3 protein-coding genes are annotated in these 19,525 nt (G+C 75.1%); all 3 read left to right on the top strand.

Features of this window, described 5'->3' with window-relative positions; translation table 11 throughout:
• The first annotated feature begins 1 nt into the window (after position 1).
• The 3 genes from F1721_RS09060 to F1721_RS09050 are packed head-to-tail and all read left to right on the top strand — an operon-like array spanning position 2 to position 19,511.
• A complete protein-coding gene (locus F1721_RS09060) occupies positions 2-1,288 on the top strand; it encodes a PucR family transcriptional regulator (protein ID WP_211840393.1) in 1,287 nt (428 codons plus the stop codon).
• 28 nt (positions 1,289-1,316) lie between these two features.
• Positions 1,317-9,338, top strand: a complete 8,022-nt coding sequence (locus F1721_RS09055; RefSeq protein WP_150066149.1) for a type I polyketide synthase — start codon at positions 1,317-1,319, stop codon at positions 9,336-9,338.
• A gap of 21 nt (positions 9,339-9,359) precedes the next feature.
• Complete coding sequence (locus F1721_RS09050) at positions 9,360-19,511, top strand: type I polyketide synthase (RefSeq protein ID WP_150066148.1); 10,152 nt, start codon at positions 9,360-9,362, stop codon at positions 19,509-19,511.
• The last annotated feature ends 14 nt before the right edge of the window (positions 19,512-19,525 follow it).

The following is a 19,525-nucleotide window of genomic DNA, read 5'->3' as shown; positions in this document are numbered from 1 at the left end:
GATGGCTGGCACCGCGCGGATGCTGCTGTCCGCGGACCCCGGTGCGGTGGGTGAAGCCGCCTGCCGCGCCGAGGTGCTCGACGAGGTGGCGGTCTACTGCGGACGTGAAGGGGTCGGCTGGGCGGTGTGCACCGGGCGCGACCTGCTGGCCGCGCTGACCCGGGAGCTGGCCGAGTGCAACGGCGTCCGGCTCACCCCGAAGGACCACGAGTTCCTGGAGCTCATCGCGCTGTGGTGCGCGCTGCGGCTGTGCGGGGTGCAGCGGATGCCGGACTCGCTGACCGCGGACGTCGAGTCGGCGGTGCGGACCCACGTGGAGCGCGGCTTCGAGCTCGACGGGCCGATGACGCTGATCCGCATGGCGCACGCGCGGATCACCCAGGACCTGACGACCAGCTGCGGTCGGCTGGGCGAGGCGCACCGCCCGGTGGCGCTGCTGTGCGAGCTGTCCGAAGTGCTGTTCGACGCCGTGGAGACCCTCTGCCGCCTGGTGTCCACCCGGTTCCTGCGGGAGCGGGAGCAGTGGCACAGCGGGCTGGTCGCCCAGCGCCGGGACCTGGTGCGCGGCGTGCTGCGCGGGGAACCCGTCCCGGTGGACAAGGCCACCCGCAGGCTCGGCTACGACGTCACCCAGCAGCACCTCGCCGTGCTGGTGTGGTCCGAGCAGGACAACCGGCGGGCCGCCGACCTGGAGCGCACCGCGGTGCGGCTGCTGAGCCGCGCGGGTTGTGCGGCGAAGCTGCTGATCCCGGCCGGGGCCGCAGGGCTGTGGGCTTGGGGAGCGCAGCCGTCGCCGGGGGCCGAGCTGGGCGGGGAGCCGCTGCCGGAGGCCGTGCAGGCGGCGGTCGGGTTGCCCGCCGCGGGGCTGGCCGGTCTGCGCACCTCGCACCTGCAGGCCGTGACCGCAGCCCGGATCGGCGCCCGCACCGGGACGTCCTCGGTGCACGAGTACCGCGCGCTGGAGTTCGTCGCGCTGCTGGCCGCCGACGAGTCGGCCGCGGCGTCGTTCGTGGCGCGCGAGCTGGGGCCGCTGGCCGCGGACACCCCGTCGGCGCGGGTGCTGCGGACGACGTTGAAGAGCTATCTGGACGAGGACCGGAGCCCGTCGGTCGCGGCCCGGCGGCTGCACGTCGCGAAGAACACCGTGCTGTACCGGGTGAAGAAGGCCGAGCAGCTGCGGGGACGTCCGCTGGAGGACAACCGGTTGCAGGTGCACGCCGCCCTGCACCTGGCCGAGGTCCTCGGCACCGGCGTCTCGCAGCCGGTCGGCATGGCGGCCACCGCCTGATCACGTCTTTCGGTGCGAAGGGGAGCAGATGAGCACGTCCAGCGCGATCGCCGTCATCGGCCTGGCCTGCCGGTTTCCCGGCGCGTCGGATCCCGCGGCGTTCTGGCGGCTGCTGGCCGAGGGGCGCAGCGCGATCGTCGACGGGCCGCACGGACCGGCCGGGGTGCTGGCCGACGCCGACCGGTTCGACGCCGAGTTCTTCGGCATCTCGCCGCGGGAGGCCGCTGCGATGGACCCGCAGCAGCGGGTGCTGCTGGAGCTGGCCTGGGCTGCGGCCGAGAACGCCCGGCTGCGACCGGAAGCGCTGCGGGACAGCCGGACCGGGGTGTTCGTCGGCGCGATGGCCGACGACTTCGCGGTGCTGGCCGCCCGCCGCGGTCCGGACGCGGTCACCCGGCACAGCCTGACCGGGGTGAGCCGGGGCCTGCTGGCCAACCGCATCTCCTACCACTTCGGGCTGCGCGGCCCGAGCCTGACCGTCGACTCCGGGCAGTCCTCCTCGCTGGTCGCGGTGCACCTGGCGGTGGAGAGCCTGCAGCGCGGCGAGTCCGAGCTGGCCGTCGCCGGTGGCGTCAACCTGAACCTGGCGCCGGACAGCACGGTGCGGGCGCAGCGTCTCGGCGCCCTGTCCCGCGACGGCCGCAGCTTCACCTTCGACGCGCGGGCCAACGGTTACGTGCGGGGCGAGGGCGCGGCGGTCGTGCTGCTCAAGCCGCTTCGCGCGGCGGTCGACGACGGCGATCCCGTGCACGCCGTGATCCTGGGCAGCGCGGTGAACAGCGACGGGGCCAGCGCAACCCTGACCACGCCGACCGCGGTCGGCCAGCGGGAGGTGGTGGCCGCGGCCCAGCAGCGGGCCGGTGTCGCGGCGGGCGAGGTCGACTACGTGGAGCTGCACGGCACCGGGACCAAGGTCGGTGATCCGGTGGAGGCGGCCGCGCTGGGCGCCGCGTTCGCTGGCCGGGACGTCGCACTGCCCGTCGGCTCGGTGAAGACCAACATCGGCCACCTGGAGGGCGCGGCCGGGATCGCCGGTCTGCTCAAGGTGGTGCTGTCGCTGCGCAACCGGGCGCTCCCGGCCAGCCTCAACTTCGCCACCCCGAACCCGGACATCCCGCTGGACGAGCTCGGCCTGCGGGTGCAGCAGGACTTCGCCGAGCTGCCCGCGCACGGCCGGGTCGTGGCCGGGGTGTCCGCGTTCGGCATGGGCGGCACGAACTGCCACGTGGTCCTGGCGACCGCGCCCGAGACCGCCAGCGACGACGAGCCGAGCAGAGAGCCGCCTGCGGTGGCCTGGCCGGTGTCGGCGGAGTCCCCGGCCGCCTTGCGCGCGCAGGCCGCGGCCTTGCGCGCCCACGCCGAGGGGCTCTCCCCGGTGGACGTCGGGTTCTCCCTGGCCACCACCCGCACGCACTTCCGGCACCGCGCGGTGCTCGTCGGGCGGACCTGGGAGGAGCTGCTGACCGGGTTGGACGCGTTGCGGTCGGACCTGCCGTCGCCCGGGCTGATCCGCGGCGAACGAGGTGCGGGGACCGGTGGCACCGTGCTCGTGTTCCCGGGCCAGGGCGCGCAGTGGGCGGAGATGGCGGTCTCCCTGCTGGAGGAGTCCCCGGTCTTCGCCGCCTCCCTGCGGGAGTGCGCGGCGGCGATCGAGCAGCACGTGGACTGGTCGGTCCTGGACGTGCTGCGCGCAGTGCCGGGCAGCGCTCCGCTGGAGCGGGTCGACGTGGTCCAGCCGGTTCTGTTCGCGGTGATGGTGTCGCTGGCCGCCCTGTGGCGGTCGGTGGGCGTGCGCGCTGACGCGGTGATCGGCCACTCGCAGGGCGAGATCGCGGCTGCGGTGGTCGCCGGTGCACTGTCCCTTTCGGACGGTGCTGCCGTGGTCTCGTTGCGCAGCAAGGCGATCGCGGAGCACGGTCGACCGGGTGCCATGATGTCGGTGCCGCTGCCCGCGGAGCGGGTGCGCGGCGACCTCGACCAGTCGCTCAGCGTGGCGGCGGTCAACGGCCCGGCCAGCACCGTCGTGTCCGGGGCGACCGGACCGCTGCGCGCGCTGTTCGAGCGGTACACCGCCGACGGCGTGGACGCCCGGATGATCCCCGTCGACTACGCCTCGCACTCCGCGCAGGTGGAGGGCCTGCGCGCCGAACTGCTGTCCGCGCTGTCGGGCATCACCCCGCGCACGGCCGAGATCCCGTTCTACTCCACCGTCACCGGGGACCTGCTGGACACCGCCGAGCTGACCCCGGACTACTGGTACCGGAACCTGCGGCAGACCGTGGAGCTGGAGCGGGCGGTGCGCGCCGCGCTGCGCGACGGGATGCACGCCTTCGTCGAGAGCAGCGCGCACCCCGTGCTGGCCTACGGCATCGGGCAGATCATCGACGACACCGGCACCGATGCGCTGGTGCTCGGCACGCTGCGCCGCGAACAGGGCGGCATCGACCAGTTCCTGCGCGCCTTCGCCGGGCTCCACGTGCACGGTGACGTGGACTGGTCGGCCGTCTACGCGCCGCTCGGGGCGCGGGTGGTCGAGCTGCCCACCTACCAGTTCCAGGGATCCCGGTACCGCCTGGACGACGCACCGCCGACGCACCCCGCTCCGGCGGAGGAGCGCGCGGAACTCGTCGAGGTGCCCCGGGGCGCCGACGTGGCGACTGCGGTCCGGCAGAGCGTGGCGACCGTGCTCGGCTACTCCGCGGCCGACGAGGTGCCCACCGGGCGGTCGTTCAAGGAGCTCGGGTTCGACTCCGCGGGCGCGATCGAGTTCCGCGACCTGCTCGGAACCGCGCTGGGGCGGCGGCTGCCGGTGACGCTCACCTACGACCACCCCACGCCGGACGCCGTCGTCCGGTCGCTGTCCGGCGAGGCCGCCGAGGAGGTCGCGAGCACCGAGGCGGCCGATCAGGAGCCCATCGCCATCGTGGCCATGAGCGGCCGGTGGCCGGGCGGTGCGGACACCCCGGAAGCCCTGTGGCAGCTGGCGGTGGACGGCGTCGACGCGATCGGGCCGTTCCCGGACAACCGCGGCTGGGACCTGGACGGGCTGTACGACCCGGACGGCAACCGCCCCAACACCTCCCGCACCCGCGAGGGCGGGTTCCTGTACAGCGCCGACCGGTTCGACGGCGCGTTCTTCGGCCTGAGCCCCCGCGAGGCGGCGGTGATGGACCCGCAGCAGCGGGTGCTGCTGGAATCGGCCTGGGAGCTGTTCGAGCGGGCCGGGCTCGACCCGACGGGCCTGCGCGGCAGCCGGACCGGCGTGTTCGTCGGCATGATGCCGCAGGAGTACGGCAGCCGGATGCACCGGACCCCGCAGGGGCACGAGGGGCACGCGCTGACCGGGGCGACCTCCAGCGTGGCCTCCGGCCGGTTGTCCTACGTGTTCGGCCTCGAAGGCCCGGCGCTGACGGTGGACACGGCCTGCTCGGCGTCGCTGGTGTCGGTGCACCTGGCCGTGCAGTCGCTGCGCCGGGGCGAGAGCGGCATGGCCGTGGCCGGTGGGGTCACCGTGATGTCCACGCCGGGCATGTTCACCGAGTTCAGCCGCCAGGGCGGGCTGGCGCCCGACGGCCGGTGCAAGCCGTTCGCCAGCTCCGCCGACGGCACCGCGTGGGCCGAGGGCGTCGGCTTGCTGCTGCTGGAACGGCTTTCGGACGCGCGCCGCAACGGCCACCGGGTGCTGGCCGTGCTGCGCGGCACCGCGGTCAACCAGGACGGCGCCAGCAACGGGCTGACCGCGCCGAACGGGCCGTCGCAGGAGCGGGTGATCCGGGCCGCGCTCGCGGACGCGGGGCTCGAACCGGAGGACGTGGACGCCGTGCAGGCGCACGGCACCGGCACCGAGCTCGGCGACCCGATCGAGGCGCAGGCGCTGATCAACACCTACGGTTCCCGACCCGCCGACCGGCCGCTGCTGGTCGGGTCGGTGAAGTCGAACGTCGGCCACGCGCAGGCCGCCGCCGGGGTCACCGGGCTGATCACCATGGTGCACGCGCTGCGGGCGGGGCTGATGCCCGGAACCCTGCACCTGGACGAGCCGACGCACCACGTGGACTGGTCGGCGGGCAGCGTGCACCTGCCCGCGGCGGCGCAGCCGTGGCCGGAGGTGGCGCGGCCGCGGCGGGCCGGGGTGTCCGGGTTCGGCATCAGCGGCACCAACGCCCACGTGATCGTCGAGCAGGTCGAACCCGAGCCGCCCCGGGAGCCGGTCGCGCCCGGTGCGCCGCTGCCGTGGGTGCTGTCCGGCCAGGACGAGCAGGCGGTGCGCGATCAGGCCGCCGCGCTGGCCGACCACCTCCGCGCCCGGCCGGAACTGTCCGTTGTGGACGTCGGGTTCTCGCTGGCCACCACCCGCGCGCAGTGGGATCACCGCGCCGCAGTAGTGGGGGCCGACCGGGACGAGCTGCTGGCCGGGCTGCGGGAGCTGGCCGAGACCGGGGCCGGGATCGCCCGGGCGCGGTCCACCGGGCTGGTCCACCAGTTCTCGGGCCAGGGCGGGCAGCGCGCCGGAATGGGGCAGCAGCTGCGCCGGGCCCACCCGGCGTTCGCCCGGGCCTGGGACGCCGCGGTGGACGCCGTGGACGCCGAACTGGACCTGGACACCCCGGTGCGCGCGGTGCTCAGCGGCGACGACCAGCTGATCGACAACACGCTCTACACGCAGGCGGGCCTGTTCGTCCTGCAGACCGCGCTGCACCGGCTGTTCGAGTCCTGGGGCCTGCGCCCGGACCTGGTGCTCGGCCACTCGGTCGGGGAGATCGCCGCCGCGCACGTCGCCGGGGTGCTCGACCTGGCCGACGCCGCCCGGCTGGTGGCCGCCCGCGGACGACTCATGGCCGCGCTGCCCGCGGGCGGGGCGATGGTGGCGGTGGAGGCCACCGAGGACGAGGCCGCCGAGGCGGTCGCCGGGCACGAGCTGCTGGCCGTTGCGGCGGTGAACGGGCCGCGCTCGGTGGTGCTGTCGGGCGACGGCGAGCAGGCCCGGCAGGTGGCCGAGCGGTTCTCCCGGTCGGGCAGGCGGACCAAGCGGCTGCGGGTCAGCCACGCGTTCCACTCGCCGCTGATGGAACCGGTCCTGGCCGAGTTCCGCGAGGTCGTCGGCGGGCTGACCTTCGCCGCACCGGACCTCGCCGCGGTGTCGACGGTGACCGGCCGCCCGGTGCGCGACGAGTGGAGCGACCCGGAGTACTGGGTGCGGCACGTGATCGCCCCGGTCCGCTACCACGAGGCCCTGTCCCAGGTGCCGGACTCCGCCGCGCTGCTGGAGATCGGCCCGGACGGCGTGCTGACCGCCCAGGCGGCGGACCGGACGGCGGTGGCCGCGCTGCGCTCCGGGCAGGACGAAGCGCGCACCGCTGCGGCTGCGCTCGGTGCCCTGCACGTCGCTGGCCGCAGCCCGGACTGGTCGGCCGTCTGCGGGCCGGACGCCCGCCCGGTGGAGCTGCCGACGACGGTGTTCCGCCGCCAGCGGTACTGGCTCACCGAGAGCGCGGACCACGGCGGGCAGGACCACCCGCTGCTCACCGGCACGGTTCGGCTCGCCGACGGCGGCCTGGTGCTCCACGGTCGGCTGTCGCTGGACCGCCAGCCCTGGCTGGCCGACCACGTCGTGCTCGACCGGATCCTGTTCCCCGGCACCGGTTTCGCGGAACTCGCGCTGCGCGCCGCCGAGGCGTCCGGTTGCGGCACCGTCGAGGAGCTCGTCCTGCAGGCGCCGCTCCCGCTGACCGCGGACACCACGACCGAGCTCCAAGTCGTGGTGGGCCCGGCGGACGAGTCCGGGCGGCGCACCCTGGCCGTCCACTCGCGGACCGGGGACGAGGACTGGGTCCGGCACGGCTCGGGGCAGCTGAGCGCGGCGCCGCCGACGATTCGATCCACTGTGGACTGGCTGCCGCCCGGTGCTGAACCGGTGGACCTGGCGGCGCTGTACAGCGCGCTGGGCGAAGGCGGTTACCAGTACGGACCGGCCTTCCAGCGGCTGCGCGCGGCCTGGCGCTCGGGTGACGAGGTGTTCGCCGAGCTCACCGCGCCCGAGGACGCGGGTTTCGGCCTGCACCCGGCGCTGCTCGACGCCGCACTGCACCCGCTGGTGGCAACCGGGCTCGCCGCGGACGGCAGCCTGCGACTGCCGTTCACCTGGTCCGGCATCGCGCTGCACCGCCGCGCCACCACCGAGCTGCGGGTGCGGATCTCCCCGGGGGACGACGACACCGCGGCGATCACCGTCACCGACCCGGGCGGCGACCTGGTCGCCGAAGCCCGCGGCCTGCGCCTGCTCCCGGTGCAGCTCGGGGCCGCCCGCCCGGCGATCCCGTACGTCGTTCGCTGGCGGCCCGCCGAGCTTCCCGGCGCCGGGCCCAGCCGCATCGCCCGGGTGACCGGCCTCGCCGAGCTGACCGAGGTTCCCGGGACGGTGGTGCTGGACGTGCGCGCCCTGTCCGACGTCCGCGCGGCGCTCACCGGTGTCGCGGCCGAACTCCGCGACTGGCTCGCGCAGGAGCGCTACGCCGAAGCCACCCTCGTCGTGCTCACCGGCACGGCGGTGCCAGCTGCGCCGGAGGACGTGCCGGACCTGGCGGGGGCGGCGCTGGTCGGCTTCCTCCGCACGGTTCAGGCCGAGCACCCCGGGCGGATCGTGCTGCTGGACCTCGACGAGCACGCCGACAGCGATGCGGCGATCCCCGCCGCGCTCGGCAGCGGCGAGCCGGAACTGGCCGTTCGGCAGGGCGAGGTCCTGGTGCCCCGGCTGGCCCGGCACACCGCCGGTGAGCACACCGAGCCCGAGTTGCCGCCGGACGGGACAGTGCTGATCACGGGCGGTACCGGTGCACTGGGTGCGGCTGTCGCGCGGCACCTGGTCGTGGAGCACGGTGTGCGTCACCTGCTGCTCACCAGCAGGCGCGGTGCCGATGCGCCGGGCGCTGCTGAGCTCGCCGCTGAGCTCACCGGGCTGGGCGCCGAGGTCGAGATCGCGGCGTGCGACGCGGCCGACCGCGAAGCCCTGGCAGCACTGCTGGACTCGGTGCCCGCGCTCAGCGCTGTCGTGCACGCAGCGGGGGTGCTGGCCGACGGGGCGTTCGAAGCGCTGGCGGAGGAGGACCTGGACGCCGTCCTGCGGGCCAAGGCGGATTCCGCGTGGAACCTGCACGAACTCACCGCGGACCGACCGCTGAGCGCCTTCGTGCTGTTCTCCTCCGCAGTCGGCGTGCTGGGCAATCCCGGCCAGGCGGCCTACGCCGCGGCGAACGCCTTCCTGGACGCGCTGGCCGCGCACCGCGCCGCCAGCGGGCTCCCCGCAGTCTCAGCCGCATGGGGCCTGTGGAGCGGTGGCATGGCCGACAGTCTGTCCGAAGTGGACCTGGCTCGCCTCGGCCGTCGCGGGCTGGCGACCATGCCGCTGGCCCAAGGGCTGTCCTACTTCGACGCCGCGCTCGGAGCCGACGTGCCGACCGTCGTCACCGCCCGGTTGGACCTGGCGCGGTGGACCGCCGACGGCGGCTCACCGATGCTGCGCGACCTGGCAGGTGTCGGCGGCCGCGCACCCGCGGTCGGGCCGACCCTGGCCGCCGAGCTCGCCCCGCTGACCCCGGAGGAGAAGCAGCAGCGGCTGCTGGAGCTGGTGCTGCGCACGGCAGCCGATGTGCTCGGGCACGACGACGCCGACGCGGTCAAGCCGGACGTCGGGTTCCTGGACGGGGAGTTCGACTCGCTCAGCGCGGTGGAACTGCGCAACCGGCTGGGCAACCGCACCGGGCTGCGGCTGCCCAGCACGTTGGTGTTCGACCACCCGACGCCGCTGGACGTCGCCGACCACCTGCTCGCCGAGCTGACCGGGGCGGCGGTGCCCGACGTGCTCGCCGAGCTGGACCGGATGGAGGGCGCGTTCCGGGCGCTGGAGACCGGTTCCGGCGGTGGTGACCGCGCGGCCGTGGTCCGGCGGCTGACCGACCTGCTCCACCGCCTCGACGGCGACGCCGCCGACATCGCCGAGGCGTCCGAGGACGAGCTGTTCGCACTGATCGACGAGGAACTCCAGCTCCCCTGAGCACGAGGAAGGTGAAGCACCGTGGCGGAAGCCGAGAAGCTGCGCGAGTACCTCAACAAGGTCACCGTGCAGCTCAAGCAGGCCCGCAGCCGCGTCCGCGAGCTGGAAGCCGCGGCCGGCGAACCCGTCGCCATCGTCGGCATGAGCTGCCGCTACCCCGGCGACGTGCGCGATCCGGACGACCTGTGGGAGCTGGTGGCCGAGGGGCGGGACGCGGTCACCGGCTTCCCGGTCAACCGCGGCTGGGACCTGGACGCCCTGCACGACGCCGACCCCGACAAGCCGGGCACCACCTACCTGCGGGAGAGCGGTTTCCTGCACGACGCCGACGAGTTCGACGCGGAGTTCTTCGGCATCTCCCCGCGCGAGGCGCAGGCGATGGACCCGCAGCAGCGGCTGCTGCTGGAGGCGGCGTACTCGGCGCTGGAGAACGCCGGGCTGGTGCCCGGTTCGCTGCGGGGCAGCGACACCGGCGTGTTCGTGGGCATCATGGCGCAGGAGTACGGGCCGAGCCTGCTCAACCCGGCGGTGGCGGAGGCCGACGGCTACCTGGTCACCGGCAACCAGCTCAGCGTCGCCTCCGGCCGCATCTCCTACACCCTCGGGCTGGAGGGCCCGGCGGTGACGGTGGACACCGCGTGCTCCTCCTCGCTGGTGGCGATGCACATGGCGGTGCAGGCGCTGCGCAACCGGGAGTGCGGGCTGGCGCTGGCTGGCGGGGTGGCGGTGCTGTCCACGCCGGGCTTCTTCATCGACTTCAGCAGGCAGCGCGGTCTGGCGCCGGACGGCAGGTGCAAGTCCTTCGCCAAGGCCGCCGACGGCACCAGCTGGTCGGAGGGCGTCGGCGTGCTCGCCCTCGCCCGGCTCTCCGACGCCCAGCGGCTCGGCCTCCCGGTGCTCGCCCTGATCCGCGGCAGCGCGATCAACCAGGACGGCAGGAGCAGCCAGCTCAGCGCGCCCAACGGTCCCGCCCAGGAGCAGGTGATCCAGCGGGCGCTGGCCGCAGCCCGGGTTGCGGTGTCCGATGTGGACGTCGTGGAGGCGCACGGCACCGGCACGCCGCTGGGCGATCCGATCGAGGCGCGGGCGCTGCTGGCCACCTACGGGCGGGATAGGCCCGCGGACCGGCCTCTGTGGTTGGGCTCGCTGAAGTCGAACATCGGGCACACCCAGGCCGCCGCCGGGGTCGGTGGCGTGATCAAGATGGTGCAGGCGATGCGGCACGGCGTGCTGCCCCGCACCATCCACGTGGACGAGCCGACCCCGGAGGTGGACTGGTCCTCGGGCGGCGTGCGGCTGCTGACCGAGGCGCGGCCGTGGCCCGAGGTGGACCGGCCGCGCCGAGCGGCGGTGTCGTCGTTCGGGATCAGCGGGACCAACGCGCACCTGGTCCTGGAGCAGGCGCCCGACTCGGAACCGGAGTCCCGGAGCCTGCCGGAGGTGGTGCCCTGGGTGCTGTCCGGGCGCAGCGAGCAGGCGGTGCGCGAGCAGGCCGCGCGGCTGGCCGAGCACGTCGCCCGGCACCCGGAACTGCACCCCGCGGACGTCGGCTTCTCGCTGGCCACCGGCCGGGAGCGGTTCGACCACCGGGCCGCGGTGGCGGGCGACCGGGACACCCTCCCCGCCGAGCTCGCGGCGGTGGCCGACGGGCGGGCCGAGGTGCACCGGGCCCGCTCAGGGGACGTGGTGTTCGTGTTCCCGGGGCAGGGCGCGCAGTGGGCGGGGATGGCGGCGGAGCTGCTGGAGTCGGCGCCGGTGTTCCGGGCCGCGGTCGCGGAGTGCGATGCGGCGTTGTCGTCCTTCGTGGACTGGTCGGTGCTGGACGTGCTGCGTTCGGTCCCGGGGGCGCCGGATCTGGAGCGCGTCGACGTGGTGCAGCCGGTGTCGTTCTCCGTGATGGTGGGTTTGGCCGCGCTGTGGCGGTCGTACGGGGTCGAGCCCGCGGCGGTGGTCGGGCATTCCCAGGGTGAGATCGCGGCGGCCGTGGTGGCGGGCGCGCTGTCGGTCGCCGACGGCGCGCGGATCGTGGCCCTGCGCAGCAGGCTGATCGCGCAGGAGCTCAGCGGCAAGGGAGGCATGCTGTCCCTGGCGGTGTCCGCGGAACGGGCCGAGGCGCTCGCCGGGGACGCCGATCTCGCCGTGATCAACGGACCGGCCGCGGTGGTCGTGGCCGGGGCTCCCGAGGTGCTGGCGGCGGTGGCCGCCGACTGCGAGCGGGACGGCATCCGGCACCGGGTGCTGCCGGTGGACTACGCCTCGCACAGCGCCCAGGTCGAGGACCTCGAGGACCGGCTGCTGGCCGAGCTGTCCGGGATCGCCCCGGTGTCCTCGGCGGTGCCGTTCTACTCCACGGTCACCGGCGGGCCGGTGGACACCGCCGAGCTGACCGCCGAGTACTGGTACCGGAACCTGCGCCGACCGGTGCGGTTCGCCGACACCGCCCGGACCATCGCGGCCGACCGGGCACCGGCGGTCTTCGTCGAGGTGAGCACGCACCCGGTGCTGGTCTCCAGCATCGAGGACACCCTGGCCGAGGAAGCGGTGAGCGCGCTCGGCACGTTGCAGCGCGACCAGGGCGACCTCGCCCAGTTCCTGTCCGCCCTCGGGCAGGCGCACAGCCGAGGGGTGGTCGTCGACTGGACCGCCGCGTACGGGCCGGACCCGGTCCGGGTCCCGCTGCCCGGCTACGCCTTCCAGCGCCAGCGCTTCTGGCTCGACCCCGCCCGGTCGGGCGGCGACCCCGGCGAGCTCGGGGCGTCCGCCACCGGCCACCCGCTGCTCACCGCGGCGATCACCGCCGCGACAGGGGACGGTGTGCTGCTCACCGGGCGGGTCGGCCTGCGCGGCCACCCCTGGCTGGCCGACCACGCCGTGCGGGGCACCGCCGTCCTGCCCGGGGCCGCCCTGGTCGAGTTCGCGCTGCTCGCCGGGGACCACCTCGGACTGACCACTGTGGACGAACTGGTCGTCGGAGAACCGCTGGACCTGACCGAACCCCGCCAGCTCCAGGTGGCCGTGCAGCGCGACCCGGACGGCCGCTGCCCGGTGACGATCCACTCCCGCGCGGGCGAGGGACCGTGGCAGCTGCACGCCAGCGGCGTGCTGAGCGCGGAACCGGGCCCGGAGCCCGCGGGAACCGACCAGTGGCCGCCGGACGGTGCCGAGCCGCTGGACATCACCGGGGCGTACGCCGAGCTGGCCGAGCGCGGCCTGCGGTACGGGCCCGCCTTCCAGGGGCTGACCGCGGCCTGGCGCCGCGGTGACGAGCTGTGCGCCGAGGTCGAGCTGCCCGGCGAGCCGACCGGGTTCGGCATCCACCCGGCCCTGCTGGACTCCGCGCTCCACGTGTTCGCCCACCAGGAGTTCGCCGACGGGATCCGGTTGCCGTTCAGCTGGCGCGGCGTCCGGTTGCACGCGGTGGAGGCGACCCGGCTGCGGGTCCGGCTCGCCCCGGCGGGGGAGGGCGCGGTCGAGGTGCGGGCGACCGACCCGGCCGGGCGGCCGGTGTTCACCGCGGACTCGCTGACCACCCGACCCGCCCGGCGGCTCGGCGCCCCCGGCGCGGACCTGCTGCTGGCGGAGACCTGGCGGCCGGTCGCCCTGCCCAACGCCACCGGGACCACGACGTCCGGGCTGGACGACGAGCGACCCGGTGCGGTGGTGCGCTGGCAGCCGAACACCGGGGCCACCGTCCGGCAGGCGGTCGAAGGAGCCCTCGACGCGGCCCGGAGATTCCTCTCCGAGGACCGGTTCGCCGAATCCACCCTCGTGGTGAGCACCCGCAACGCGGTGGCGGCGACGGAGGAGGACCACGTGGACCCCGCCGCTGCGGCGGTCTGGGGATTGCTGCGGTCCGCCCAGTCCGAGCACCCGGGCCGGATCGTGCTGGTGGACGCACCGTCCGATGTGGACGTCGCCGGGGTGCTGTCCGCCGGAGAACCGCAGCTGGCGGTCCGCGACGGCGGCGCGCTGGTGCCGCGGCTGACCCGGCTCGCCGAGCCCGGTGACGGGGAACCGACCTGGCGGCCCGGGAGCAGCGTGCTGATCACCGGCGGTACCGGCGCGCTCGGCGCGGCGCTGGCCCGGCACCTGGTCCGCGAGCACGCCGTCGGGCACCTGGTGCTCACCAGCAGGCGCGGCCCGGACGCGCCTGGTGCCGGAGAACTGGTCGCCGAACTTGCCGAGCTGGGCGCCGAGGTGCGCGTGGTGGCCTGCGACGTGGCCGACCGGGACGCGGTGCGGGATCTGCTGGCGGACCTCGACCGGCCGCTGACCGGCGTGGTCCACACCGCCGGGGTGCTGGACGACGGGCTCGTCACCGCGCTGACCGCCGAACAGGTCGATCGGGTGCTGCGGGCCAAGGTGGACGCCGCCTGGAACCTGCACGAGCTCACCGGCGACCTGGACGCCTTCGTGCTCTACTCCTCGCTGGCCGGGTTGATCGGCAGCTCCGGCCAGGCGAACTACGCGGCGGCCAACGCCGCGCTCGACGCCCTGGCCCGGATCCGCCGCGAACAGGGGTTGCCCGCGACATCGCTGGCCTGGGGGCTGTGGGCGCAGGCCAGCGGCATGACAGGTCACCTCGGTGAGGTCGACCGCGCCCGCCTGGCCCGCGACGGCCTCGCCGCCATCGACACCGAGGCGGGGCTGGCCGCCTTCGACGCCGCCGTGCGCGCCGACGGGCCGGTGCTGGCCATCACACCGCTGGACCTGAGCGCGCTGCGGACCAGCGACGCGGTTCCGGTGCTGCTGCGGGACTTCGCGCCCACCACGCGCCGCCGCGCGGCCTCCGGCGGGACCGCAGGGCTCGCCGACCGGCTGCACCCGCTCGCCGAACCGCAGCAGCGGGCGGCGCTGCTGGAGCTGGTGCGCGACCAGGTGGCGCACGTCCTGGGGCACGCCGACCCGGCCGCCGTCCCCGCCGACCAGGCCTTCCAGGACCTCGGGTTCGACTCGCTGACCTCGGTGGAGCTGCGCAACCGGCTGTCCAAGGCGGTCGGCGTCCGGCTGCCCGCCACGCTGGTGTTCGACCACCCGACGCCCGCCGCGCTGGCCGAGTTCCTGCGCACCAGCCTCGGCATCGGATCGACCGCGGCGGTCGCCCCGGTCGGCCGGGCGGCGGTCGACGAACCGGTGGCGATCATCGGCATGGCCTGCCGCTTCCCCGGCGACGTGCGCGACCCCGAGCAGCTGTGGGAGCTGCTGGAGCAGGGGCGCGAGGGCCTGTCGGAGTTCCCGGCGGACCGCAACTGGCCGCACCTGGAGACCGTGCGCGCGGTGCGCGGCGGATTCCTCGCCGACGCGGCGGACTTCGACCCGGCGTTCTTCGGCATCTCGCCGCGCGAGGCGCTCGCCATCGACCCGCAGCAGCGGCTGCTGCTGGAAACCGCGTGGGAAGCGGTGGAACGCGCGGGCATCGACCCGGCGTCCCTGCGCGGCAGCAGCACCGGGGTGTTCGCCGGGTCCATGTACCGGGACTACAGCGCGCGCTTCACCGGCAGCTCGGGCGGCTACGAGGACGTGCTCGGCGCGGCCAACGCCGGAGGGGTGCTGTCCGGTCGACTTTCCTACGTCCTGGGCCTGGAGGGGCCCGCGATGAGCATCGACACCGCGTGCTCGTCGTCCCTGGTGGCCATGCACCTGGCGGGCCAGGCCCTGCGCGGCGGGGAGTGCGACCTCGCGCTGGCCGGTGGCGTCACCGTCATGGCCACCCCCGAGACGTTCGTGGAGTTCAGCAGGCAGGGCAACCTCGCGCCGGACGGGCGGTGCAAGGCCTTCGCGGACGCCGCCGACGGCACCGGGCTGGCCGAAGGAGTCGGACTCCTGCTGCTGGAACGGCTTTCGGACGCGCAGCGCAACGGACGCCAGATCCTGGCGGTGATCCGGGGCAGCGCGGTCAACCAGGACGGCGCGAGCAACGGGCTCACCGCGCCCAACGGCCCCTCGCAGGAGCGGGTGATCCGCGCTGCGCTGGCCGCCTCCGGGCTCGAACCGTCCGATGTGGACGTGGTGGAGGGGCACGGCACCGGCACCGCCCTCGGCGACCCCATCGAGGCGCAGGCCCTGCTGGCCACCTACGGGCAGGACCGCCCGGACGACCGCCCGCTGTGGCTCGGCTCGATCAAGTCCAACTTCGGCCACGCCCAGGCGGCGGCGGGGGTGGCCGGGGTGATCAAGGTTGTGCAGGCGATGCGCCGCGGTGTCCTGCCGAAGACCCTGCACGTGGACCGGCCCAGCGCCGATGTCGAGTGGGGCTCCGGTGCCGTGCGGCTGCTCGCCGAGGCGCAGCCGTGGCCGCAGGTCGATCGGCCGCGCCGGGCGGGGGTGTCGTCGTTCGGGATCAGCGGCACCAACGCGCATCTGATCGTCGAGCAGGTGGCCGAGCCCGAGGAGGAGCGCAGCGCCCCGCCCGCGGCGCCCGCTCCGCTGGTGCTGTCCGCCCGGACCACCACGGCGCTGCGCGCGCAGGCGGGTCGGATCGCCGCATTCCTGCGCGAGCGCCCCGGGGTGCCGGTAGCCGACGTCGCCCTCTCGCTGGCCACCACCCGCACCGCGTTCCCGCAGCGTGCGGCCGTGATCGGCGCTGACCGGGACGAGCTGCTGGAACGGCTGGCGGAGTTCGCCGCGACCGGGGTCGGCACGACCGCGCGGCCGGGCGGGCTGGCCTTCCTGTTCTCCGGTCAGGGCGCGCAACGCGCCGGGATGGGGCAGGAGCTGCACCGGGCGTTCCCGGCGTTCGCCGAGGCGTGGGACGCCGCCGCCGAGGCGGTCGGGCTGCCGATCGCCGATGTGGATGCGGACTTGGTTGACCGGACTGATTTCGCGCAGGCGGGTTTGTTCGTGCTGCAGACGGCGTTGTTCCGGTTGTTCGAGTCGTGGGGTGTGCGGCCGGATTGGCTGGTCGGGCACTCGGTCGGGGAAGTTGCTGCGGCGCACGTCGCCGGGGTGCTGTCGTTGCGGGACGCGGCGCGTTTGGTGGTGGCTCGTGGCCGGTTGATGGCGGCGTTGCCGCAGGACGGCGCGATGATCGCGGTGGAGGCCACCGAGGACGAGGTGCTCGCGCTGCTGGACGGGGAGGACCGGTTGGGCATCGCCGCCGTCAACGGCCCGAACGCCGTGGTCGTCTCCGGCGACCGGGACCGCGCCGAAGCGATCGCGGGCCTGCTGAAGGACCGGGGGCGGCGGGTCAAACCGCTGCGGGTCAGCCACGCCTTCCACTCGCCGCTGATGGAGCCGGTGCTGCCGGAGTTCCGCGAGGTCCTCGGGGAGCTGAGCTTCGGCGAACCGGCCATCGCGATCGCCTCCGCGGTCACCGGCCGCCCGGTCGAGCACGAGATGTCCGGCCCGGAGTACTGGCTGCGGCACGTCGTCGCCCCGGTCCGCTTCCACGACGCGCTGACCGCGGTCGACGAGCAGTCGGTGACCGCCTACCTGGAACTGGGCCCGGACGGCGTGCTGGCCGCGCAGGCCCAGCGAGCGCTCGACGACCGGGTGGTGGCGCACGCCCTGCGGGCCGACCAGGACGAGGAGCGCACCGCGATGGCCGCCCTCGGGGCGCTGCGCACCGCCGGGCACGAGCCGGACTGGGCCTCGGTGCTCGCCGGAGCCCGGACCGTGGAGCTGCCGACCTACCCCTTCGAGCACGAGCGCTACTGGCTGGACAGCGCACCGGCGACCGGCGTTCCGGCGGCCGTCGGCCAGCAACCCGCCGACCACCCGCTGCTGGGCGCGGCCGTTCCGCTGGCCGAGGACGGCGCGCTGGTGCTCACCGGGCGGCTGACCCCGGAGGCACCGGCCTGGCTCGCCGAGCACCGCATCCTCGGTCGGGCCGTGGTGCCCGGCACCGCGCTGGTGGAGCTGGTCCTGCACGCCGCGGCCCAGGTCGGTATGGCATCGGTGGCCGAGCTGGTCCTGGAAGCCCCGCTGGAGCTGGACGGCCCGCGCCAGATCCAGCTGGCGGTCTCCGAAGTGGACGGCAGCACCCGGGTCCGGGTGCACTCCAGGGCGGACGGGGCCTGGACCGCGCACGCCACCGCCACCCTGACCAGCACCCCCGTCCCCGCCCCGGAGCCCATCGAGGAGTGGCCGCCCGCCGAGGCGGTCCCGATCGACCTGACCACCCTGCACGACGACCTGGCCGACCGGGGCCTGGACTACGGGCCGACCTTCCAGGGCCTGCGGGCCGCCTGGCGGCACGGGGCGGACCTCTACGTCGAAGTGGCCGTGGAGGAGGACGGGTACGGCGTGCACCCGGTCCTGCTGGACATGGCGCTGCACCCCGCGGCGCACGCCGATTCCCAGCCGCGCCTGCCGTTCACCTGGAGCGGCGTCCAGCTGCACGCGACCGGTGCCCAGCTGCTGCGCGTGCGGCTGACCAGGTCGGACGAGGACTCGCTGGCCCTGCACGCCGTCGATCCGGCCGGGCAGCCCGTGCTGACCGCGGAGCGGTTGACCACGCGCCCGATCAGCCCGGAGCAGTTCAGCACCCGGGCCCCGATCACCGGCGCCGTGCACGAGCTCACCTGGCACCCCCTGGCGACACCGGAGGCCTCGGGGGCGGGTGTGCGGGTGGTCGAGCAGCCCGAACCGGCCGCTGACCCGCTCGTCGCCGTCCGGGAAGCCCTGCGGGAAGTCCTGAGTGGACTGCGGACCGCGCTCGCCGAGTCCGACGAGCCCGTCGTGGTGCGCACCAGCGCAGCGGTCGCGGTGGACGAGCAGGAGGTGCCGACGATGGCCGGGGCGGCGGTCTGGGGGATGGTGCGCTCCGCCCAGGCCGAGCACCCGGGCCGGATCGTGCTGGTCGACGCCGAGCCCGGTGCCGAGGTCGACCTGGCCGGGCTGGCGGCGGCCGGGGAACCGCAGATCGCGGTGCGCGCCGGTCGGGCGAGCGTGCCGCGGCTGGCCGCGGTGGACCCGGAGCTGAGTGGTCCGCTGTGGACGGATCAGCGAGTGCTGATCACCGGTGCGTCCGGTGCGCTCGGTTCGGCGATCGCGCGACACCTGGTGCTCGACCACGAGGTGCGGCGACTCGTGCTGGTGAGCAGGCGAGGTGCTCCCGACGAGCTGGTCGGCGAACTGTCCGCCCGCGGTGCCGAGGTCACCTCGGTGGCCTGCGACGTGTCCGACCGCGCCGCGGTGGCCGATCTGCTGGCCGAGCACCCGGTCACGGCCGTGGTGCACGCGGCCGGGACGTTGGACGACGGAATGCTGACCGGTCTCGCCGAGGAGCAGTTCGAGACCGTCCTGCGGTCCAAGGTGGACGGTGCCTGGCACCTGCACGAGCTGGCCGGGCCGGTGGCGGAGTTCGTGCTGTTCTCCTCCGCGGCCGGGGTGCTGGGCGGCCCGGGCCAGGCCAACTACGCCGCGGCGAACGCTGCGCTGGACGCGCTGGCCACCCACCGCGCGAGCCGCGGGCTGCCCGCCCGCTCGCTGGTCTGGGGTCCGTGGTCGGGCGGCGGCATGGCCGATCGCCTGTCGGACACCGACCAGGTCCGGATGCGGCGGGGCGGGCTGCTGCCGATCACCGAGCGGGACGGCACCGCGCTGTTCGACCTCGCGCTGGCCACCCCGCGCCCGGTGGTCGTGGTTGCCCCGATCGACCGGACCGCGCTGCGCTCCGCGGAGGTGCCCGCCGTGCTCCGAGGGCTGGTGCCCGCAGCCCCGCGCCGCGCCGCGGGACCGGCGCTCGGGCTGGCCGAGCGGCTGCCGCAGCTGGGCGAGCGGGAGCAGAACCAGCTGCTGCTGGAGGTGGTGCGCGCCGAGATCTCCCGGGTGCTCGGCCACCGCGACCCCGCCGGGATCGGGCCGGACCAGGCCTTCGCGGACCTGGGCTTCGATTCGCTGACCGCCGTGGAGCTGCGCAACCAGCTCGCGGCCGGGACCGGGCTGCGGCTGCCCGCGAGCCTGGTGTTCGACCACCCCACACCCGCCGCGCTGGTCAAGCACCTGCGGGCGCAGCTCGCCCCGGAGCCCGCCGACGTGGTCCGGCTGAAGATCGACGAGGTGGACGCGCTGCTGGCGGAGGTGGCGCAGGACGCCCGGGGGCAGGTCGCCGATCGGCTGGCCCAGCTCCTGCAGCGGTGCCGGGACGTCGGCGGCGCTGCCGAACCCGATTTGGACGGTGCGAGCGATGCGGAGCTCTTCCGCCTCGTCGACGCGACCGGAAAGGACTGAGCGGATGTCCAACG

It is taken from the genome of Saccharopolyspora hirsuta, from assembly GCF_008630535.1.
GTDB classification, from domain to species: domain Bacteria; phylum Actinomycetota; class Actinomycetes; order Mycobacteriales; family Pseudonocardiaceae; genus Saccharopolyspora; species Saccharopolyspora hirsuta.
This window is presented reverse-complemented; position numbering and strand designations above follow the sequence as displayed.